Origin of the sequence: Desulfobacterium sp. N47 (assembly GCF_051233685.1) — a bacterium.
GTDB lineage: Bacteria > Desulfobacterota > Desulfobacteria > Desulfobacterales > RPRI01 > RPRI01.
Genome location: NZ_JBAMMY010000049.1, coordinates 32,359 through 54,199, shown reverse-complemented (window position 1 = coordinate 54,199; position 21,841 = coordinate 32,359). Strand labels below are relative to the sequence as shown.

At 41.4% G+C, this 21,841-nt stretch carries 23 protein-coding genes; 6 read left to right on the top strand and 17 right to left on the bottom strand.

What is annotated here, in order from left to right; all coding sequences use genetic code 11:
• Positions 1-2: 2 nt before the first annotated feature.
• From VXK47_RS02870 to VXK47_RS02815, 12 genes are all read right to left on the bottom strand, one after another.
• Positions 3-401 carry a response regulator gene (locus VXK47_RS02870; RefSeq protein ID WP_435547264.1) on the bottom strand — a complete coding sequence of 133 codons (399 nt, stop codon included), beginning with the start codon at positions 399-401 and terminating at the stop codon, positions 3-5.
• A gap of 15 nt (positions 402-416) precedes the next feature.
• Positions 417-776: a NifB/NifX family molybdenum-iron cluster-binding protein gene (locus tag VXK47_RS02865; RefSeq protein ID WP_435547263.1), complete on the bottom strand. Its 360-nt coding sequence runs from the start codon at positions 774-776 to the stop codon at positions 417-419.
• A gap of 154 nt (positions 777-930) precedes the next feature.
• The gene (locus VXK47_RS02860) at positions 931-1,311 is read right to left on the bottom strand and encodes a NifB/NifX family molybdenum-iron cluster-binding protein (protein ID WP_435547262.1); all 381 of its coding nucleotides are present in this window, start codon (positions 1,309-1,311) and stop codon (positions 931-933) included.
• A gap of 53 nt (positions 1,312-1,364) precedes the next feature.
• Positions 1,365-2,234: a P-loop NTPase gene (locus VXK47_RS02855; protein ID WP_435547261.1), complete on the bottom strand. Its 870-nt coding sequence runs from the start codon at positions 2,232-2,234 to the stop codon at positions 1,365-1,367.
• Positions 2,235-2,247: 13 nt separating this feature from the next.
• Positions 2,248-3,090, bottom strand: a complete 843-nt coding sequence (locus VXK47_RS02850; protein WP_435547260.1) for an ATP-binding protein — start codon at positions 3,088-3,090, stop codon at positions 2,248-2,250.
• Between the two features lie 50 nt (positions 3,091-3,140).
• Complete coding sequence (locus tag VXK47_RS02845) at positions 3,141-3,371, bottom strand: hypothetical protein (RefSeq protein ID WP_435547259.1); 231 nt, start codon at positions 3,369-3,371, stop codon at positions 3,141-3,143.
• A 66-nt stretch (positions 3,372-3,437) separates the two neighbouring features.
• Positions 3,438-4,283: a P-loop NTPase gene (locus tag VXK47_RS02840; protein ID WP_435547258.1), complete on the bottom strand. Its 846-nt coding sequence runs from the start codon at positions 4,281-4,283 to the stop codon at positions 3,438-3,440.
• 58 nt (positions 4,284-4,341) lie between these two features.
• Positions 4,342-4,791 carry a NifB/NifX family molybdenum-iron cluster-binding protein gene (locus VXK47_RS02835; RefSeq protein WP_435547257.1) on the bottom strand — a complete coding sequence of 150 codons (450 nt, stop codon included), beginning with the start codon at positions 4,789-4,791 and terminating at the stop codon, positions 4,342-4,344.
• 67 nt (positions 4,792-4,858) lie between these two features.
• Positions 4,859-5,203: a DUF5320 domain-containing protein gene (locus VXK47_RS02830; protein WP_435547256.1), complete on the bottom strand. Its 345-nt coding sequence runs from the start codon at positions 5,201-5,203 to the stop codon at positions 4,859-4,861.
• 302 nt (positions 5,204-5,505) lie between these two features.
• Complete coding sequence (locus tag VXK47_RS02825; protein WP_435547255.1) at positions 5,506-6,870, bottom strand: sigma-54 interaction domain-containing protein; 1,365 nt, start codon at positions 6,868-6,870, stop codon at positions 5,506-5,508.
• Positions 6,871-6,917: 47 nt separating this feature from the next.
• Entirely contained in the window at positions 6,918-7,781 is an 864-nt protein-coding gene (locus VXK47_RS02820) for a methylenetetrahydrofolate reductase (RefSeq protein ID WP_435547254.1), read from the bottom strand.
• Positions 7,782-7,921: 140 nt separating this feature from the next.
• The gene (locus VXK47_RS02815; RefSeq protein ID WP_435547253.1) at positions 7,922-8,518 is read right to left on the bottom strand and encodes a DUF3786 domain-containing protein; all 597 of its coding nucleotides are present in this window, start codon (positions 8,516-8,518) and stop codon (positions 7,922-7,924) included.
• Positions 8,519-8,665: 147 nt separating this feature from the next.
• On the opposite strand from VXK47_RS02815, the gene VXK47_RS02810 reads away from it, so the two are divergent.
• The 4 genes from VXK47_RS02810 to VXK47_RS02795 all read left to right on the top strand — a co-directional run bounded on the left by VXK47_RS02810 (position 8,666) and on the right by VXK47_RS02795 (position 12,841).
• Positions 8,666-9,202: a nuclear transport factor 2 family protein gene (locus VXK47_RS02810; protein ID WP_435547252.1), complete on the top strand. Its 537-nt coding sequence runs from the start codon at positions 8,666-8,668 to the stop codon at positions 9,200-9,202.
• 200 nt (positions 9,203-9,402) lie between these two features.
• Positions 9,403-9,774, top strand: coding sequence for a response regulator (locus tag VXK47_RS02805; protein ID WP_435547251.1), 372 nt, complete (start codon positions 9,403-9,405; stop codon positions 9,772-9,774).
• Positions 9,775-9,812: 38 nt separating this feature from the next.
• Positions 9,813-10,649, top strand: a complete 837-nt coding sequence (locus VXK47_RS02800) for a chemotaxis protein CheX (protein WP_435547250.1) — start codon at positions 9,813-9,815, stop codon at positions 10,647-10,649.
• 74 nt (positions 10,650-10,723) lie between these two features.
• Positions 10,724-12,841, top strand: coding sequence for a protein kinase domain-containing protein (locus tag VXK47_RS02795; protein ID WP_435547249.1), 2,118 nt, complete (start codon positions 10,724-10,726; stop codon positions 12,839-12,841).
• An 82-nt stretch (positions 12,842-12,923) separates the two neighbouring features.
• Here VXK47_RS02795 and VXK47_RS02790 read toward each other — a convergent pair whose 3' ends face one another.
• From VXK47_RS02790 to cooS, 3 genes are read right to left on the bottom strand one after another with little or no spacing between them, the layout of a single operon-like run.
• The gene (locus tag VXK47_RS02790) at positions 12,924-14,174 is read right to left on the bottom strand and encodes an NAD(P)/FAD-dependent oxidoreductase (protein ID WP_435547248.1); all 1,251 of its coding nucleotides are present in this window, start codon (positions 14,172-14,174) and stop codon (positions 12,924-12,926) included.
• A 1-nt stretch (position 14,175) separates the two neighbouring features.
• Entirely contained in the window at positions 14,176-14,682 is a 507-nt protein-coding gene (locus tag VXK47_RS02785) for a 4Fe-4S dicluster domain-containing protein (RefSeq protein ID WP_435547247.1), read from the bottom strand.
• A gap of 23 nt (positions 14,683-14,705) precedes the next feature.
• Positions 14,706-16,619 carry an anaerobic carbon-monoxide dehydrogenase catalytic subunit gene (cooS, locus tag VXK47_RS02780; protein WP_435547246.1) on the bottom strand — a complete coding sequence of 638 codons (1,914 nt, stop codon included), beginning with the start codon at positions 16,617-16,619 and terminating at the stop codon, positions 14,706-14,708.
• 357 nt (positions 16,620-16,976) lie between these two features.
• Here cooS and nifJ point away from each other — a divergent pair, with 357 nt between their 5' ends.
• Together nifJ and VXK47_RS02770 are read left to right on the top strand one after the other, a co-directional pair.
• Positions 16,977-20,516, top strand: a complete 3,540-nt coding sequence (gene nifJ, locus VXK47_RS02775; protein ID WP_435547245.1) for a pyruvate:ferredoxin (flavodoxin) oxidoreductase — start codon at positions 16,977-16,979, stop codon at positions 20,514-20,516.
• A 151-nt stretch (positions 20,517-20,667) separates the two neighbouring features.
• Positions 20,668-21,117 (top strand): hypothetical protein, encoded by a 450-nt coding sequence (locus VXK47_RS02770; protein WP_435547244.1) that lies wholly within the window; start codon positions 20,668-20,670, stop codon positions 21,115-21,117.
• 40 nt (positions 21,118-21,157) lie between these two features.
• On the opposite strand, the gene fliW is transcribed toward VXK47_RS02770, so the two are convergent.
• Together fliW and csrA are read right to left on the bottom strand one after the other, a co-directional pair.
• Positions 21,158-21,586 carry a flagellar assembly protein FliW gene (gene fliW / locus VXK47_RS02765; RefSeq protein WP_435547243.1) on the bottom strand — a complete coding sequence of 143 codons (429 nt, stop codon included), beginning with the start codon at positions 21,584-21,586 and terminating at the stop codon, positions 21,158-21,160.
• A complete protein-coding gene (csrA, locus tag VXK47_RS02760; protein WP_435547242.1) occupies positions 21,583-21,834 on the bottom strand; it encodes a carbon storage regulator in 252 nt (83 codons plus the stop codon). Before csrA ends, fliW begins: the two co-directional genes overlap by 4 nt.
• Positions 21,835-21,841 lie beyond the last annotated feature (7 nt).

Genomic DNA, 21,841 nt, shown 5'->3' with positions numbered 1-21,841 from the left:
AACTATGTATTATGAAACGAACCCGATGTCGTAAGATTTTTTAATTCTCTTATCCGCATAAGCAGTTCTAACGCATTTTTTACACCAGGTTTTGGAGGTAGTTGTGACACCACACCAAGCCCTTCGCTTACTTCATGAAATTGTTTAGCATCAAGAGAACTTACGGCTGAACAATTAACCATTGGATTAACTGAAAGCAATCGTAAAGCAAGCTCCAACCCAGTCATATCTTTTAGATTTTCATCGGTTATCACAAGGTCAACAGGACTGGCAAAAACCATATCCAGCGCCTTTTGGCCCGAATCAGCCCATGAAAGATCAACATCTTTTTGCTTTATGAGCTCTTGGGCAAAATTGGAAAAGTTTTCTTTGTTTGCAACAACCATCAACAATTTCAACATAATAACCTCTTATTCCTACCAGTGACCTTCAGTATTCGGATTATCTGCTAAGGGCAATTTCCCATCAAGATATGCCTTAACAGCATCTTTTACCGATCCGGAGGCATCATTTGCCACGCCAATTTTGGCAGCCTTCAGCGTTTTGAAAGCATTAGGACCGCAAAATCCGGTAAGTAGAACATTTGCACCTTTTTGGCTTATAGTACTTGCCGCCTGAATACCGGCGCCTTTAAGAGCATTAATATTTTCATTGTTACCTATCACCTCAAATTCGAATGTCTCCGAGTCCACTATTATTATATTTGCAGCCCTTCCAAAGCGGGGATCAACCTGTGAATCCAGATCCGCGCCGGCAGATGTTACAGCTATTTTCATTATCTTTTCTCCTTGCACATATACTTACTTAGTACAGAGGTTTATAAATTCGGTTTTGTATTGTCATTTCGAAGAAAGTGAGAAATCTTAATTGATATAAAAGTCTGTAAAAGATATCTCTCTTCGATCGATATGACACCGAATCTTTTTTTCCTTACCTCCCGCCACCACCACAGACCTGATTATCACTGATGATAGGTAGTTTGCCTGCAATTAAATCTTCCACAACCGGTCTTATGTCAGCCCTGGCATCATCATGATAAACATCAATGCCCACCTGCCTAAAACCCATCAAAGGGCGCATACCTATTCCGCCGACAACAAGAGCATTCACCTTATGTCCCGCCAGAAAATTCACAGGCACCATACACCCACCCTGGACATGCTCCTGATTGGGAACAGTGCTTACGCTTTTTATTTTTCCATCTTCTACATCGATCAATGTAAACACATCACACTGACCAAAATGACCTGAACGCAGGCCATCAAGACCGCCTGCTTCCATTGACGGAATTGCTATTCTTCCTTTTTCCATTTGCTAAAAATCCTCCATAATTTGAATTAATTTACCCATTGCAATCTGATTTACTAATTATCATTTAAATATTCACTTATTTGTTTCCAAATAGTCATGATCGCCCCGGCAGACACCGAATCTTTATCATATTCAAAAACCGTCTTTCCCTGTACCATTGATTTAGTAACTGCATTATCAAAGGGAATTTTGCCCAGAACAGCTATTCCCATGTTTTTTGAATACTTCTCTATTGCCTGAGCCTCCTTTTGATTAAGATCGAACTTATTTACACATACCATAGCCGGCACCTTAAAATATGCGGCTAACTGCGCAACACGCTCCATGTCATGTCTGCCTGATACTGTGGGTTCGGTAACAATCAGAATTGCCGAAGCACCACCGATGGAAGCGATTACCGGACACCCTACTCCCGGTGGCCCATCCGTAATAATTAAATCCAAGTTGTTTTTTTCCGCAAGTTTTTTGGCTTCCTGTCTTACAATAGTTACAAGCTTTCCGGAATTCTCCTGTGCAATACCCAATCTGGCATGAACCATAGGCCCAAACCGAGTTTCGGAAATATACCATTCGCCGCAGGTTTGCACCGGAAACTCAATAGCCTTTTCAGGACAAAAGTAAACACAAACACCGCAGCCTTCGCATTCAAGATCATCTACAATAAAATCATCATTTATGGCATTCCATCTGCAAAGATCACGGCACAAGCCACATTCGGTACAAAATCTCTTGTCAATGATGGCTTTGCTGCCGCCCTTAAAATCATTTCGTTGTTGAATATCCGGGGCAGTTATAAGATGGAGATCGGCTGCATCCACATCCGCATCGCATAGAATTTTATTTTCAGCAAGTGAGGCAAAGGCTGAAACAATGCTGGTTTTTCCGGTGCCGCCTTTGCCGCTTATTATAACCAACTCTTTCATTAAATCTCCCCGGTTAACTCTGGTTTACAAGTTTTTTTACGCGGCTGTTTAAAAACAAAAACTTCTCCCGCCATTCGGGCATTGCATCCACAATAAGTTGCCCCCGTGAATAGGCCTCTGCAATTTTTCTGCTGAATGGTATTTCCATAAGTACCGGTATTTTCATATTTGCAGCATAGTCTTTCACCTGCACGTTTCCAATATCCGAACGATTAATGACTATCCCATGAAGTATTCCAAGTATCCTTACAGCTTCAACTGCAAGTTTTAAATCATGCAGGCCGAAAGGAGTCGGCTCGGTTACCAGCAGTACAAAATCTGAACCTTTCATAGAAGCAATAACCGGACAGGAAGTTCCCGGAGGGGCATCGATGATGGTTAATAATTCGGGCCGTGTAAAAGAACGGACCTTACGGATAAGCGGAGGCGACATAGCCTCTCCGACCCTTAATCTTCCATGAACAAAATCCACTCCGTTTCTGCTCCCTCTTTCAATAACACCCAATTCCCTGCCTGTTTCCTTAATAGCGCCTGCAGGACAAACCTTCATACACCCGCCGCAACTATGGCACATTTCTGGAAATGTCAGTATGACTTCACCCAGCACCATGATTGCCTTAAACTGGCATATCTCAGCGCACTTACCGCAGAAGGTGCACTTAGCCTCATCCACTGCCGGAACCGGAGCCGACACTTTTTCTGTTTCTTTAATTGTAGGGTTAAGAAAAAGATGCACATTGGGTTCTTCCACATCACAATCTAAAAGCTGCACATCATCTCCAACAGAAACAGCAAGATTTGTGGCTATAGTCGTTTTTCCCGTTCCACCCTTTCCGCTTGCAACACTTATAATCATTATTTTTGATCCCTATGCCCTCGTCATTAACTTACCGCATTTTGGACACTTTATGCCATAACATGGCTTACCGCGCTCATGAGCTTGTCTTTGTCCACAGCCTGGACATATACATTCTCCTCCCTGCCCGACTCCTTGCCCACCACCCATGCCGCGGCCACTACTAATACCTTCTGGTCTTGCTGGGGTAGCCTGACTTTTTCCTCCGCTATTTCTTCCTTGTCCTTTAGGTGACATAATTCTTCTCCTTTATAATAATTTCCACCGGGCAGCTGCTCCATGTTTGATTTGCAATATCAGCATAGGAGGGTTTTACTTTTATGCAGCAACCCGGTGAAAAAGCCGGGTTAAGACCGGTTCAACTTAATTATCAGTTCAACCATCTTTTCAAATTCTTCTGTAAATGCTATTTTTTCATTATCCAGGCTTGCCAGAAGCCCCTCATCAGCACGTCTTACCACTTCAGGCTCAATAGGAAGACTTGCCAGAAACCTCAGGTTTTCTTTGGCTGCCATAGCTTCTCCCCCGTGAGCCTTAAACAAATTTGTTTTTTCTCCGCAATGGCTGCATACAAAACCACTCATATTTTCTACTATACCAAGGATAGGCATATTTACCTGGCGGCAGAAATTAATGGATTTTCTAACATCCGCCAAAGATATTTCCTGTGGAGTTGTTACTATCAGAGCTTTTGCATCCGGAATTGTTTGGGCGACAGTCAATGGTTCATCTCCGGTTCCCGGCGGTGAGTCTATAACCAGATAATCAAGTTCCGACCATTCAATGTCTGAGATAAATTGTCTAATAACACCAATCTTTATAGGCCCACGCCATATCGTTGCAGCATCTTTATTTTCCTCCATAAATGTTTCCATAGATATAACGTGTAAATTTGGTATATGTTGAACGGGAATCACTCTGCCCGAAGTTTCGGATAGCGCGGGTTTGCCCTTTAGTCCCAACATTCTTGGTATACTCGGTCCGTGAAGATCCACATCCAAAAGACCAACCTTGTAACCTTTTTTTGCCAGAAGCACGGAAAGATAGGCGGCCACACTACTTTTCCCGACGCCCCCTTTTCCGCTCATTACCAGAATTTTATTTTTAATATGGGAAAGCCGTTCTGTAATTTCGATATCCTGTTTTGCGTGTTGTTCATCTTGGCTGTCTGCTCCACGGCTTTGGCTCGACATAATACTTTTTCTCCTTTTTTTAGTGCTTTAAACCCGATAGAAATTGAATTATATTATCTTACGCTTTATATTCCGAAGAAGCCTCTTTGGGATTTCTGGTGCAGCCTGTTTTTCGTGTTTTTCTCTGCGCGTGGCATTCCTGAATATCATTTCTGCCATATTTTTCTCTAGTTCGCTTGCAGCCCGGCATAAGGAACCCGGAACGAAAAAGGGTTCCTTTAAGGTATGCTTCCAGAACATCCTCAGGATTACCTGATATGTTTTGAATAACATTAATGCCTGATGCCGCAAGCAACTTCCAGAAGGGGCGTGATACAGCACCACATATTAATATATCCACGTCCATAGCCCGGATACGAACGCATCTCCGGGATAATTCCGGCTCATCAAGATATATTTCAAACCTTGATAACTCTTCCCTGTCTTCAACTTCGACAATTAAAAGCCTGGATGCGGTATCCAATACAGGCGATACTTTGTCGTACCAAACAGGAATAGCTATTCTCATGTGAAGTATCCTTGCCTAATCTGTTCTTAACCTTAGTATTGAAACGCCAGAATACTATTAAACTTCTTCAAGCCGACGCTGTCCCCTCTGATTGTAATGAACTAATCCTTATGTTAATTGCGTCTAATTCTGACTTTATGTCTGCCGCCTGATTTTTAAGAAAATTCACTTCTTGTTCCTTTGAATAAGAAAGCGGATAAGAGCCTGTTTCAACCGGTGCGAATCCTTCCCTTCCGAAGAACCCTGTATTTCTGTTACGATAGCCGCGGCCCCGACCCATTCCAAATCCATTTCCCAATCCGCTACGGTTTCCTCCCCGTCCAAAGAATCGCTGGCCGGTATTGCACAATCCGCGTGCACCCCCTGTCATTGGTCCCATTCCCATGGGCCCACTACCATTTAATCCGGGCATGGTTCATTCCTCCTTGTCTTAATTTGTCTTAATTTTGCCCCTGATCAGAAATCATTATGGAGCTATATACATTAATAAAAAATACATTGCGGAGTCTTTGCCTGGCATTTGTCCTTGATAATTGTATAAGCATTTTACACGCCATAATATACGAAGCGTGAAAATATTTGATATCTATTTAATATATAATGATATTATTGTTAGAATTGGTTTGCGGTAAAAAGAATGGATCTATTGCATATTTGCATAAATACAATGATGTATATCAGACAGTATTGCGTTTATGCTATTATATGAAAAATTTATATTGCTTTTGTGCGGCCATCTTTTTTTGGAACTTCAAGATTAAACCGTTTCATTTTTCTCCAGAGTGTGGCTGGATGCATGCCAAGTTGGGTTGCAGTTATCTTCCTGTTATATTTATATTTAACCAGAACATCTAAAATAAAATTTTTCTCAACTTCTTCAAGTGATTCACGATTTTCCGTTTTACCATCAAGCAAAAGCTTCCCTTCTGCAACCGGTTTTTGACAAATATAATCGGGAAGGTGCTCTGTGCTGATGAGGTTTTCCCTGCAAACAACAGTTGCATATTCAATTATATTTTCAAGCTCGCGGATATTTCCCCCGAATTTATGAGACATTAATATATGAAGCACTTCAGAACTCACCCCCCGTATCTCTTTGCCGTTGAGATGGCTATATTTTTTGATAAAATGCTCGATCAAAAGAGGAATATCCCCTTTGCGTTCTCTTAAAGGAGGAAGCTTCAGATTAACCACGTTTATACGGTAGTACAAATCTTCACGAAAACTTCCCGTCTTTACAAGGCTTGCAAGATCTTTGTTGGTAGCCGCAACAATTCTGATATCGGCTGTTTCGGATTTTGTTCCGCCGAGAGGCTCATAGGTTTTATCCTGCAGAACACGAAGCAATCTTACCTGCATTGCAGGTGTTATATCACCGATTTCGTCGAGAAAAAGCGTGCCTCCTTTAGCAAGGGACAGACGCCCCGGCTTATCTTTTTTTGCATCTGTAAAAGCTCCGGCTTTATATCCGAAAAGTTCAGATTCTAAAAGAGTATCCGGCAATGCCCCGCAATTTACGGTTATCATCGGCCCTTTGCTTCTGTTGCTTAAAGAGTGAATGGCTTTTGCAAAAAGCTCCTTTCCGGTACCGCTTTCTCCCTCCAGCAGTACGGTTGCGTTGCTTTCGGATACCTGCTCAAGCACTCCGAAAAGCCTTAAAATTTCCTTGTCTTTGCTTATAATATCATGAAATGAATGTCTGCCGGAAAGTTCTTTTCTCAAAGCTTCAAGCAGGCTAAGGTCGCGGAATGTCTCAGCACCACCTATCATGTCGCCTTTTTCATCTTTCAGTACAGCAGTAGATATGCTTATGGGAATACGTTCACCCTCCGAATTTACAATAAAAATCGTCTGATTGATAATCTGTTTTCCGTTTTCCATTGTTTGGCGCAGGGCGCATGCTTTTTCGCAAATGCTTGCTCTGAATACATCCCAGCAGTGACGCCCCAACGCCTCTTCCTTTTTTATCCCGGTTATACTCTCGGCAGCATGATTAAAAGAAGTTATTCTCCAGTCCGAATCAACTGTGAAAACCCCGTCTGCAATGCTGTCTAGTATAATCTGTGTCTGAACTTCCATAATAAATAAAATACCTGTTGCTTATCACACTTCCTTTCCAAGCAGTATTATTTTTTAAGCAGTGTGGAAATAAATTCTATTATACTGTTTGTCCCTTTAATGTCACCCATTGCCATTATATGGATGCCGTCAGCATAATCGACTATCTGTTTGATAAAATCACAAGTAATCTCAATGCCGGTTTTACCGTCATTTTCCATGCGGGCAATAACTTCTTCCGGCACATCAATGCCTTCCACATTTTTGTTCATAAATCTTGCCATTTTTACACTTTTTAAAGGCATCACTCCGATTAATATCGGTTTATTCAGTTTTTTCGCTTTTTCCAGAAAACTTATAGCCCGCTTTGCATCATATACTGCCTGAGTCTGAAAGAAATCAGCGCCGGCAGAAATTTTTTTCGACATCCTTTCTATTTCATGATCCAAATCTCTTGATGTGGGCATAGCAGTGCATACAATCCTAAAATCTGTATGGCCTCCAAATTCCTTGTCATTATAATCAAGGCCGCTGTTCATCTTTTTTATAAGCTGTAATAGTTCAAAAGTATTATAATCATAAACGGCTTTGGAAGGATATGGCCCGTGCTTTGGCGGATCACCGGTTGTAACCAGAATATTTCTGATGCCTATGGCATGTGCGCCTAAAAGATCTGCCTGTGTCCCTAAAAGGCTGCGGTCTCTGCATGTAAAATGGGGTATGGCTTCCACACCAAGTTTATTCTGGATTAAGCTGCCCATGGCAATAGAATTAATACGAAGGTTTCCCATAGGGCAATCGTGAATATTTATTCCATCAAGGGCAAGATAATTTTGCGCTTTAGTCAAAGAATCATCCGTCATAACACCGGGTACGGGTCCAAGCTCTGTTGTAATGACAAAACTTTTTCCTAATTTTTCAGATAAACTCATAAAAACTCCCTGTAAGTTAAATTTTAATACCCATCTCCCAATCGGTTGGGAGATATGACCATAGAAAATTATTTATATTTTGTAAACAATTGTGTGCATATATCAATAAAAACGAATCTATTGTGTTAACCTGCTTTGCTTTAAAGTCTTCCTATTCTTGTGCAGATTTCCACCGCTAAAGCAAATATTATATCAGAGGTTAATTGTTTGGTAATGGTTTTGTCATACAAGATATTTGCTTCAGGAGAAAAATCGTCATCTCCTATCCAGTATAAAACAGCAACCGGAATACGAGGTGCTATATTAAAGCTAAATGCAGCATCCGCCATATCAATAGCAGCACCGCAAAGCCGGATACATCTTTTTCTGAATCCTTCTATATTATTGCCGAATAATTCGGAAATTAAATGAGTGGGTATTTCATGAGGGCCGCGAAAAAAGGTTGCACCGCCGGAAATATCTTTTTCCGATATCCATTCATTGCAAACTTTGATTTCTTTAGCTTTTAAAAGATAATATATTATGAATAGATAGAAATATTCATGAGGTTTATTGATTGCCTTACTGATACAATCAATTTTATGCTCATGTGGATATACGATGTATTTATCGTCCCAAACGGATATAACATAGCTTTTGCTCACATCATCATATTCGCATAATGCTTTTTTACAGATATCCTTCGGATCTTGTGCTGCCAGTTCTGTAAAATAACTTTTGTCGATAAAATTTATCATATCCGGTTTTATTATTTTTATAATATTCTTGACAAGCTTTTTCTAAAAGTTAAGCTGCATATTAATTCCATTTTATTTAAATGAGCAGCCTGTCTTCAAAAAACATTATATTCTCAATACAAACCGATGCATAAGGATGATATGAATATGACTGCATCCGATATCAGGGCTTTACAGTATCTTCTCGATAAAAGCGAACTTTACGATCTGGTGATGAAATATGCCCGTTATACGGACAGGCGCGACAGAAAAGCGCTTCGATCTTTGTATCATGATGATGCAATAGAAGATCGCGGCGAAATGTTTAAGGGTACGATAGATGAGTTCATAAAATGGTCAGGTGCTGCCGCGGAAAAATATGAGTTGACCATTCACCGAATCTCAAACACGATTTTTGAGATCGACGGGAATAAAGCCCAGGGCGAAGTCTATGCAGAAGCTTACCATCGGACAAATCCGCCGGATCAGAAGGATATAATTGCTTACGGACGTTATCTGGACCATTACGAAAAGCGCGATAGGGTCTGGAAGTTTAAATATCGCACAAGTACTACAGACCGCTGTGAAATTCGCCCGGTCGATACAGCCTGGTACAAAGAATTCGTGGCCGGTTCACCTTCAGGTCTTCCGGGCGCAGATGATCCTTCTTATAAGATTCTTACTATGTTTACCCGATGTGGATAGAAGTATATTATTCTAATTATTCGTTATTATAAACAAATATATAGAATTTGCCTGTTATTTTATGAGATCATTATAAACAAAGTATAAAATTTTATTCAACATCTTGTCCGTTTTGACGATATAGTAAATATTAATCAGGTCTGTCCGGATTAATCTGATAAACTGCTGCTGAAAACGCCTTTTATCAAGGAGAAGGTAACATGAATGTGATCATAGCCGATGACTCAAAGGTTGTTCGTTCCATAGTTGAAAAGGCTATCAAAACGATTGGCTATAGCTCTTTTCAGGCAATTCACGGAGGAGAAGCCATCGAGATATTGGAAAAAATGGGTGGCGAAATTGATTTGATTCTTATGGACTGGAATATGCCCGTTATGGATGGTTTTAATGCACTTGTTAATATTAAAAAAAATCCAAAATTCTCTTCAATTCCAGTAATAATGTTAACCTCGGAATCAGATGATAATAAAGTTAAGATGGCCCATGATGCCGGTGCGGCAGGTTATATCAGGAAACCATTTACGCAGGATGAGTTACTTGATAATATTCAACAAGTTATAAATGAATCATAATAATTTCCAAAGCTTTTAATATAATAGGGGGTAAAAACATGGCAAAGGTATTGTTGAATGATTGCAGCCCCGATGCTTCTCAGACACTATCCAATATGTTGAAAGACAGTGTACAGGTTATTGTTGAGCCGTTCAATGAACAGCGGGAAATATCCGGTTTCAATCTTGTCATACTTTATTCGGACAACGAAGATGATCAGCATATTTTGCGTAAAATAAAAAATTTGCATTTCAGGACAAAATTCAGAAATATCCCGATTATTTTGCTCAAAGAAAAAACTGATTATTTTTCCGACCAGCCTTATTTCAATTTCGGAGTTTCCGAGTTTATGGCGTTAGATGAACCTCAACCGGTTTTCAATCAAATCCTTCAGGGCTATTTAAATCCGGGACGGCAACCCCTTGACCGTGAAATGATATACCTGACACCCTTAATTGAAAGCACAAAAAATGTTTTAAGCAAAATGGCCTCCATGGATGCTGAATTCAAAGGTGTGTATTTTAAAAACAGTTTAAGAGTTCTTGGTGATGTTTCCGGTGTAATCGGCATTTCCGGTAAAACTGAGGGAACTGTTATCATTACCTTTCTCTGGAATCTGGCTAAACGTGTGATAGCAAATATCATGGACGTAAAAGAAAATGAAATCAACGCAGAAATGATACATGATGGTGTTGGTGAAATAATCAACATGATAAGCGGTTCCGCCAAGAAATCACTTTTAGAGGTATCATATGATTTTCAGCTTTCAATACCGACTATAATTGTTGGATGGGGCCATGAAGTGGGACATCCTGAAAATGCTACTATTGCGGTACTGACGTTTGATGTTGGAGACCAGGCTTTTGTATTGCATGTCTCTCTGACACATAAATAGTACTAGACGGTTTACCGTTTAGTCTTTTTAAATTTCTTTTTTTCTCAAAACAGCCTGGGAAGTACCATTGACATATGCAAAACACACAAACTGATATTTTACTTATCAGCATATCCAGGGAACTTGTCGATTTTGTGATTGGTGTTCTGGATAACCAGGGATATTGTGTCCACACAGTTTCATCTGTGAGAGATGCTTTATCAACCATGGATTTGCATCCGGTTGGTTTGATTCTAAGTGGCATAGAACTTGAGGATAGTTCAGGGCAACAGTTTATATCCTATTTAAAAAAAGACCCTAAAAGAGAATCCATTCCGTTTATTTTTCTTCTTTCTGCAGAAAACCAAAAAGAAATGACTCCCAAGCGTATAATTGAGCTTGGCGCCGACAATATCATCATCTATCCGGCAGGAGGACCCGCATTGGTTTCATGTATCAAAAACTATTTGAAACCGGTACCAAAAACTACGCCTGCCGATTCTTCCCCGATTAGCAAAGACAGCAAAGAATCACAAGTCAATACAATCAGGCCTGACTTAACCGAATCAGAAAAAAAACAAAATATTGATAGACGAGCGGAAAAGAGGGAACGATTTGATGTTCCGATTCCGTTAGAAATATCCCGTGACGGTAAAACATGGATTCGCAGCTTTATGTTAAATCGTGCCAGATCCAGCGCAATGATTGAAACATCTCTTGGAAGAAATTACGGCGACGATATTTTTATAAGAGAACCTGAAGATGAAACCGGCGATATAGTGTCAGGTTCGGTAGTTCATGTTTTGCTGGGAGATGAAAGTAAACAGATTGGCTTCGGCGTTGTTTTCCGTAAAAACAACGGTATCCATTGGCATAATTTTTCAGATCGGATAGTAAGCAAAAGCAGGCAACAGGCCATAGCGCCCATAAGGCGTGATTTCTTCCCTATAGAAGCACAAGTATCCCGGGACGGTGTTTTCTGGATTGATGCACAGATTACCGGTTGCGATGTAATGAGCGCCTGTCTCAAAACATCTATATTGGCTAAACCAAAAGACAAAATGATTTTAAAGTTTGAACGCCACGGCATCAAAAACATTGTTGAAGGCAGTATAAAAAAGGTTGAACTTGAACAAAGCGAGTTATTAGCCATAATAGAGCTTGATTTTGCAGAAGATAAAAGCTGGTCAAAGTTGTACGCTCATTTCGCCGTTATAGCCGGGCCCGAATTATCCGGCAATGAAAAGAAAAACAATATTCTGCAAAAACCGCAACCCAAAGCGATTAAGCCGGACTCGGATGAAAACTTAAATAAAATAAATAATGATAATTCTGTTTCGATTCAAAAGGGTGCCCCCAGGAAACCCGAATCTCAGAACAAGCGCTTCTACCAAAGCTTAATTGGAAGAAAAATGGATAATTATGAAGTGGTTTCATTTATAAGCGCCGGAGGAATGGGAGGAGTATTCAAAGGATGGGATACAGCGTTAGAAAGAGATGTTGCGTTAAAGGTCATATCATGGGAGCTTTCATCTCAGGAAGAGTTTGTAAAGATGTTTTTAAAAGAGGCGCGCTTTGTTTCCAGGCTTAACCATCCCAATATTGCACAGATTTATTATATCGGCAACGCAAACGGGATAATGTATTATGCAATGGAATTTATACATGGTCAGACACTGGCTGATTTGCTCAAAAACAATTTTAATTTTAAGACGCCACAGATTATAAATTATTTAAAAACCTTGTGCAGCGCACTCGATTTTGTCTGGAAAAACGGTATTGTGCACAGAGATATCAAACCCGCCAATATTATGGTGACAAGCTCTGATGAATTAAAACTTGTGGATTTCGGCGTAGCAAAGCTTGACAAAAAGCATGACATGCAGAAGGAAAGTAAAATAGTTGGTTCCCCTTTATATCTCAGCCCCGAAGCCATTCGCAATAAGGGAGTGGATAATCGAAGCGACATTTATTCTTTAGGCGCAAGTTTTTATCATCTGCTTGCAGGAAATCCCCCCTTTTATGATGATTCGTGTAGTAATATTCTTTTCAAACAACTTAACGAACCGGTTCCTTCATTAAAGAAAAAAGCTCCGGAACTTCCGGATATTTTGTGTGACACCATAGAAAAAATGATGGCCAAAAGGTGTGAAGAACGTTTCCAGAATTATCAGGAAATTATCGACTGCCTTAATAATTGTTCCTTCAACTAAAGAAAGTGCCTGTAAAATAAGTATGTTTTCCGGTCTCACTTTAGCGTTGCTTTGAATCGGATGTTATGCAAAGTTTTTTCTTTTACTGTAGAAAATGGCCATAATGCAGCTGATGATTAATTATTTGCTTCTTAATTTTTTCAATATTTCTCTTTTCCAGTATCAAATAACGGTAAAGACCTGCACGTTCAATGTCTCCTATAAAAACAGCTCCTACAAGCTGCTTGCCGTCTGAGGAAAATACAAGCTTTCGGAATGCTTTTTCCGTTTCGGTAATGTGGGTCTCATAGCCGGAGCCTTTTGAATGAACTATTCCCATTGAAACAAAAGAAACATCTGCCATCCGGGTTGCGTTCAGAATGCCGGCAACGCCACAGTACCGGGTTTGTTTTCCAGCCATGTTAAATCCGGCACAACGCCCCATTTCAACGGCATTTGTCCAGAGACCGCTTACAGTTTTTTTGCCGGTAAGCGAATCGAGACTTAAAGCAACATCTCCTGCCGCGTAAACATCTTTGATATTAGCAGCAGTATATTCATCCGTTACAATCCCCCGATCAATACTAATATTACTTTTATCGAGAAAATCCACATTAGGCGAAACGCCTTTGCCGATTAAAAGCATTTCCCCTTCTAGTTCCTTTCCGTTTGAAAGTAGTATGCCTTTTACTCCATCATTATCCACCAGGATATTTTCAATATCACACCCGGTTATAATCTCAAGCCCGGCTCTGTTTAATGCATTACGGATAAGTTTTGCATCATCCGGTTCCATCAATTGTGAAAGCACCTGGCCGGAATAAACAATAAGACTTACCTTAAGCCCGTGTTCAAGCAAGGCAAAGGCGGCTTTTAAATTCAGCAGTCCCCCGCCCAGCATGATAGCTCTGCGGGTTTTTGATGAGCGGACAGCTATTTTTTTGGCATCGCCAAGAGTTCTTAAGGAATAAACGCCTTCTGCGCTCATTTTTTTTATTTCGGCAGGAATGAAGGGATTACTTCCGCTTGCTATAAGCAGTCTGTCATATGGAATGCTGTTTGAATTACCAATCGTTACCGTTTTATTATCCGTATCAACAGATGTTACTCTTGTGCCGGTGCGGATTTGGATTTTTGCTTCTTTAAATGGACCGTTTCCTGTAAGCGACATTTCCGTTTCCGACTTTTTGCCGCTTATCAGAAAGGGGATCATAGGCCGAAAATACGGCATTTCCTGCTCCATTGATAAAACCGTGATATCTCCACAGCTGCCAGACTCGCGGATAGCTGTGGCAGCAGACATGCCGGCAGCGCTGGCACCTATAATCACATAACGGGTTTGTTTGACAGTCACGTCATCCTCCATGACCTGCTGCAAGTTCTTCCGACACAGCTTTTCGGGTATTTGATGAAAAATTTTCTACTGTTTCATAAACCAGTGCGTGTGTCGGACATGCTGACACACAGGCAGGAACATCTCTGTCCGGGCAACGGTCGCAGCGGTATGCTTTGTGTTCTTCCATATGACGTCCTATCACGCCATAAGGACAAACCATTACACAGGTCCAGCATCCTATGCATTTGTCTTTATCGGTTAGAACCACCCCGTCTTGCGTCCGGATTATGGCCCCGCTTATGCAGGCATGCATGCAGGGCGCATCTTCACAGTGGCGGCACAATACAGGCATCCGTCTGTTTTGTGACATCCACTCAACATATATGCGTTTTTTAGGTTCAGGATGTTCCGATATGGCATTGTATAATAATTTACTTTTGGAATGTTCAAGTGCACAGGCAAGCTCACAACTATGGCATCCCATACATTTATCTATTTTTACAAAAATTTCTTTTGGTGTAGTCATGTTAAACTCCTGTCAGTCAATTATTATAATCCCAGACCGGCACGACGTTCGTCTATGGCAGCCAGAAGTTTTTGCGCAGCTGATTCAGGATCAAGATCTACTATAAAATAACCGCCTGTTACATCTTTAATCTTTTCCGTAAGAATCTGGGTTACAAGCGCGCTTCCGGTTACAGGAAGCATAACTCCGACATGAGTCGGAAGGCCTGCAGCAACTGCGTATGCACCGATAGATACGGCTTTTTCGGATACGGCTTCCGCCGCCGACGCCACTACCGGCAGCCGGTCGGTATCAACACCCAGGTAATTTGCAACGGCAACTGCAAGAGCAACAGCTCTTGAATTATCCACGCATGAGCCGAGATGCAGCACAGGCGGAAGCGGACCGCCGAGACCGTTCGCCTCTCCGATAGCCGTCAGGACTGCTTTAAGACCATCGCCGCAAAGATCATCAACGTTTGAAGGATCCGTAAATCCATGGCGCATTAAAGCTCCGGCTCCACATCCTGTTGCGATAACAAGCACATTATTTTTGAGAAGTATGCGGGCAATAATAGTAAAATTTTTATCCTGAGCTACTTTGACATTATTGCATCCGGCAAAAAGACAAACTCCGCGGATATTACCTGATTTAATGTTATCAACAAGAGGTTTAAGAGGATCAGTTTCATTCAGCTTAGAAAGTGCTCCCACAATCGCTTCAACAGAAAATCCAGCTATCACATTGGATTTAATATCCGGAATATCCACAGTCCTATTTTTGCGGCGTTTAAAGCTTTTTATAGCGATATCAAATATTTCATCAGCCTTTTCGGCGGCCATCTCCTCATTAAATTCAATGTGCACGGCGTTTGTGATTTTGCAAAGATCCATAGTTGTAATTACAGGTGTTGCAAAACACTCGGCAACAGACACCACAGACGGCATAATGCACTGGTAATCCACAACCATTGCATCAAGCGCGCCGGTAACGATGGCCATTTCCTGGCTTACGGAATGGGTGCAGGACGGAATGCCGTGGCGCATCATGATTTCACTTCCGGTACAACAAATGCCTACAATATTGATACCTGATGCTCCGGCCTCAACAGCTTTAGCATTTGCCTTTTCGGCCAATGATACTATAACATCTGAAAGTACGGGATTATGTCCATGCATCGCAATATTAACGGCATCAGCTTTTAATACACCCATATTGGCGGTGCTTGTTTTAGGCTGCGGTATGCCAAAGAGAATATCCGCCAGATCAGTGCCCATATAGCAGCTGGCCAGATCGGCAACAGCGCAGCGCAGTCCGGCAAGAAGAAGGTTTACAGGATCGGCATCCACTCCATACAAAGTCCTGTGCATGATTTCAGAAATTTCATGATCAATACCTTTAGGCACCAGCCCGAGATCGCCAAGCAATTTTGCGCGGGCCGGAGTTACTACGGTTGCAGCCCACAGTACCGGAGTATCCTTTTCATGAAAATCAGCAAGAGCTGCTTTTGCAACATCTTTGGCTATATCATTGTCTGAGCGGTCATTCACGGCAATACCAAGGCGTGCAGCTACACTTTTAAGTTTTTCCGCTTCCTTGATAGAATAGTCTTTTGCTTGTCCGTTTGCTGTCTTTAACAGAGTGTGAGCCAGATGTCTTGCATGTCCGGAATGAGCAGCAGTACCGGCTGCAATTGCTCTGTCCAGTCCTCTTGCAACCATCACATCAGCTGAGGCTCCGCAAATACCTTCTTTGGGGCCTTCACCGAAAGGATCAATCCGGCACGGCCCCTGAAGGCAATGCCTGCAGCAAAGGCCGGTATCTCCAAAACCGCACTGGGGCTTCATTGCCTCATATCTGTCCCAGACGGTTGTAATATTGTTTTTTCCGGCTTTCGCAAGCATCTGCAAAACTGCCGGATCAGTGCTTTTGTCACTGGATAGTTCCTTCCTGGGCATATTATTATTCCTCCTTGAAAAGATATGTCACGGCCTTCAGGCCGGGATTAATTTTAGATTTATCATCATTAAATAAACAGTATTATCAAGTAAAATGCAACTACATATATCTGCAATCCAAAGTTTATTTCCGCAACCGGCAGAGTATAAATCTTTTCTTTACAAATAAGTCCTTATGACATAATTATACAGAAATAATAGTTTATTCCATGGCAATGAATCATAAATAAAATCGTAAACAGGTTCATAAATAATTGAAAAGAATAATCCGGCAGATTTGCATATGCTTTATAAATAATATGCAATACAAGACATTATGGCGAATTATGATAATTTTATATATAAGGAGTGGATGTTATGGCGAAAAAAATGAAAACCATTGATGGAAATACGGCAGCAGCACATGTAGCTTATGCTATGAGCGATGTCGCCGCAATATATCCGATTACCCCTTCAACTCCAATGGGTGAAATAGCGGATGAATGGGCGGCGACAGGGCGCAAAAATATTTTCGGACAGTTGCTGAATGTCAAACAGATGCAATCCGAAGCAGGAGCAGCGGGCGCAGTTCATGGCGCACTTGCGGCAGGCGCTTTTACTACTACCTTTACTGCATCCCAGGGTTTGCTTCTCATGATTCCGAATATGTATAAAATTTCAGGAGAGCTTCTTCCGGCAGTATTTCATGTAAGTGCCAGGGCGATTGCCGCCCATGCGCTTTCAATTTTCGGTGATCATGCCGATGTAATGGCTGTACGCCAGACAGGTTTTGCTCTTTTATGCTCCGGTTCCGTTCAGGAGGTAATGGATCTTGCACTTGTTTCACATTTATCCTCGATCAAAGGAAGAGTTCCGTTTCTTCATTTTTTTGACGGATTCAGGACTTCGCATGAAATACAGAAAATCGAATTGATCGATTATGAATCCATGGCAACTCTTGTTGACTATGACGCCGTATCAGCTTTCCGTAAAAGAGCAATGAATCCTGAACATCCGACTGTCCGTGGTACGGCACAGAATCCTGACATATATTTTCAGGGCAGGGAAGCCGCCAATTCATATTATCTTGAGATACCCGAAACAGTAAAGTATTACATGAAAAAAGTCGGAGAGCTCACAGGGCGTAATTACAGGCTTTTTGATTATACCGGAGATCCGGAAGCAGATAGAGTGGTTGTTGCAATGGGATCTTCCTGCGAAACCATAGAAGAAGTTGTTAACAGGCTTAATGAAAATGGCGAAAGAGTCGGGCTTGTCAAGGTTCGTCTTTACAGGCCTTTTGTAATAGATGCCTTTCTTGCTGCTCTGCCTGCCTCGGCAGACCGTATAACCGTGCTTGACAGAACAAAAGAGCCCGGAGCTATCGGCGATCCTCTTTATGTTGATGTCTGTACTGCTTTTTTTGAAAGACATGAGATGCCGGTTATAGTAGGCGGGCGTTACGGACTAGGTTCAAAAGAATTTACTCCTGCAATGGCCAAAGCTGTATTTGATAACATGAAGTCAGCCGGACCGAAAAATCATTTTACGGTTGGCATAACAGATGATGTGACTCATACTTCACTTGAAGTGGAAAATGACGTGGAAACCACGCCTGAAGGAACCGTGCAGTGCAAATTCTGGGGTCTTGGTTCCGACGGAACGGTTGGAGCAAATAAATCCGCCATTAAAATTATAGGTGATAATACCGACTTGTTCGCTCAGGGTTATTTTGCCTATGATTCAAAAAAATCAGGAGGCATAACAGTATCGCATCTTCGGTTCGGGAAAAAACCCATACAATCCACCAACCTTGTCAGTTCTGCGGATTTCATTGCATGTCACAAGGCTAATTACGTTTCGCTGTATGATATTCTTGAAGGCATAAAACAAGGCGGTACCTTCCTATTAAATTCACCCTGGTCTTTACAGGAAATGGAAGAACATATTCCTGCCGAAATGAAAAGGACAATCGCTTCAAAGAAATTAAAATTTTACAATGTTGATGCTGTTAAAATCGCAGGTGCAGTCGGGCTTGGTGTAATGATAAACATGATCATGCAGACGGCATTTTTTAAACTGGCGAATGTAATACCCTTTGAAAAAGCCATTTCCCTTTTAAAAGACGAAATTAATAAAGTCTATGGGAAAAAAGGCGAAAAGGTAGTAAAAATGAACACCGATGCGGTTGATCAGACTCTGGCAAATCTTGTTGAAATCAACTACCCGGAATCGTGGAAAAACGCCGGTTTGGAAACCGGAGCAGACGCTGATAAACATGAATTTCTTGAAAAAGTTATGCGTCCTATGCTTGCCCAGCAGGGCGATAAACTGCCGGTTAGCGTTTTTGAGCCTGACGGAATTTTTCCCGTTGCAACATCGCAATATGAAAAGCGCGGTGTCGCCATCAATGTTCCGGAATGGATAGCCGAAAACTGTATCCAGTGCAATCAGTGTTCGTTTGTTTGCCCGCATGCCTCTATCCTGCCTGTTCTTGCAACAGATGATGAACTCAAAAATGCACCTGCATCCTTTGAAACAAAACCGGCTGTTGGAAAGGAGCTTAAAGGCTATCAGTTCAGGATTCAGGTCAATACTTTAGACTGCCAGGGCTGCGGAAACTGCGCCGATATATGCCCGTCCAAGAAAAAAGCTCTTGAAATGAAACACATTGAAACACAAGTCCCGACTCAGGTTCCCAACCATAAATTTTCATTGACCGTTCCATTTAAAGACGACATCGTTTCAAGAGAATCCGTAAAAGGAAGCCAGTTCCAAAAACCACTTATGGAATTTTCAGGCGCTTGCGCCGGATGTGGTGAAACTTCCTATGTTAAAGTGCTGACTCAGCTTTTTGGGGAAAGAATGATTATAGCAAATGCTACCGGCTGCTCTTCCATATGGGGCGCTTCAGCTCCTTCGGTTCCCTATTGCACGGATAAAAACGGACACGGTCCTGCCTGGGGAAATTCTCTTTTTGAGGATGCTGCGGAATTCGGATACGGAATATCTATGGGAGTAATTCAGCGCCGTCAAAAGCTTGCAGATCTGATAAAAGAAGCAGTTTCAGACGATAAACTGCCGGAAGGACTTAAAGCCGCCATGACAGGATGGCTTGAAGGTATGAATGATCCGGCAGCCACAAGAACGCATGGTGATCAGCTTAAAAAACTGCTTGCCGATGCAAAAAGAACGCCACTTTTAAATGAAATATTTTCGATGTCGGATCTTTTTGTAAAAAAATCGATCTGGGCTTTCGGAGGAGACGGTTGGGCATACGATATCGGTTTCGGCGGGCTTGACCATGTTATTGCTTCCGGGGAAGATATAAATATCCTTGTCCTGGATACAGAAGTTTATTCAAACACTGGCGGTCAGTCCTCAAAAGCAACACCTGCAGGTTCAGTCGCAAAATTTGCCGCATCAGGCAAAAAAATAGGGAAAAAAGATCTGGGCAGAATTGCAATGACATACGGCTATGTTTATGTGGCTTCGGTTGCAATGGGAGCAAACAAACAGCAGACACTTAAGGCTTTCATTGAAGCAGACAAATATCCGGGGCCCTCCGTTATAATTTGTTATGCTCCGTGCATAAATCAGGGAATTAAAAAAGGCATGGGTAAAACGCAGGAAGAAGAAAACCTGGCTGTTGCAGCAGGCTACTGGCCGCTATACAGATTTAATCCTCTTCTTGCAGAACAAGGTCAAAATCCTTTTATGCTCGAATCAAAAACACCCGACGGCACTTTGCAGCAATTTCTTTCCGGCGAAAACAGGTATGCAATACTCGAAAAACAATTTCCTGAAGAATCAAAAAAACTTCGTTTGAAGATAGAAAAGGAATATAACGAGCGGTATAACATTTATAAACATATGGCCCAAACTGCTACAGAAGAAAAAGAAGAAAAGAAAGAATAAAGCTTTGATATAAAGAATAATATTTCAGGGGCAGCATATATTGGCTGCCCCTGTTTTATTTATGGCGTTTTCGCGCTTCAGGTTCTCTTGCTCCCGATCCTGTTATGTGTGCTGTTTATGGAATATCTAAATAATGAAAGGAAGTAATAAAATGAAAATATTTAATATCAAAGATTGTTTTCAAAATGATTGGGAAGAATACATAATTGGTTCCAGGGAAATTGGGAAACACAGCGTATATTTTGTTTACGGAGAAGTGCCCCGTAATGAAAGAAGAAAAATGGGAGCTCCCAAGGGTCATGACGAAATAATATATCTGTTATCCGGTGAAGCGCTTATTGAAAAAGACGGAGTTGAAACCAAATTTTCCAAAGAACAGGCTGTCTATATGGCAAATGATACATTTACCTTTATTGCTTTAAAGGACTGCAATTATATTGTTGCAGGGGCACACACAATGCAGCATGACCACCAGCAGCAGGCCGAGGGGCGAAACCCCATAAGCGCTAAGTTAATTTTCTATGCCAACGGAGGCAATTGCAAAACATTTTTTTATGCCCGAATGTTCTTGCCGGGCATTCATAATTTCAGGCAGCCATAAACCGGATTCCCGCCCGGAAATGTTGCGGGAATGGCAGATTTTATACGACAATAGGGAATCTGTGAGAATAATCAGTATTTGAAATCACCATTTGTACCGCCTGACGGTTTTTTATATTTATCAATACAGGGCCAATTAAATTGGCTGTCATTTCTTCCGGCTTACCTTTGGGTATGTTGGCAACCACATACAACTCAAGATCATCATCACCGATATTATCCCATGACATAGCTTTTATCACTTCATCATCATCAATTTTATAATCAGGCATAAACATAAATGGGCTGGTTATCACAAAAGCAAGCGCCGGATCATCCACTGATTGATACCAGAAGAAAGGAGAGTTTTCTTTATGGCGAAACATAATAAATTGTTTATTTTCCGAAAAGCCAAGCATACCGAAAGGCATATGAATTATTTTGTCTTTAGTTACTCTGATTGTCCCGAATCGTGTTGTCTTTATTTTCACTTTGAATCACCATCTGATATGTTTCTGTTTAAAATGGAAACAGCCATTGTGAGATCGGATTCTTCAATCTCTGCTGCTTTAATATTCTGTTCCCGGATTCTGTCGTATATTTCCTGGCGATGAACACTTACGGATCTTGGCGCTTCAATGCCTAACTTTACCATAGATCCCCTGACTTCAATTATTGTAACAACAATATTGTCGCCGATAGTAATTCGTTCACCTGTTTTTCGCGTAATTATCAGCATGAATTCC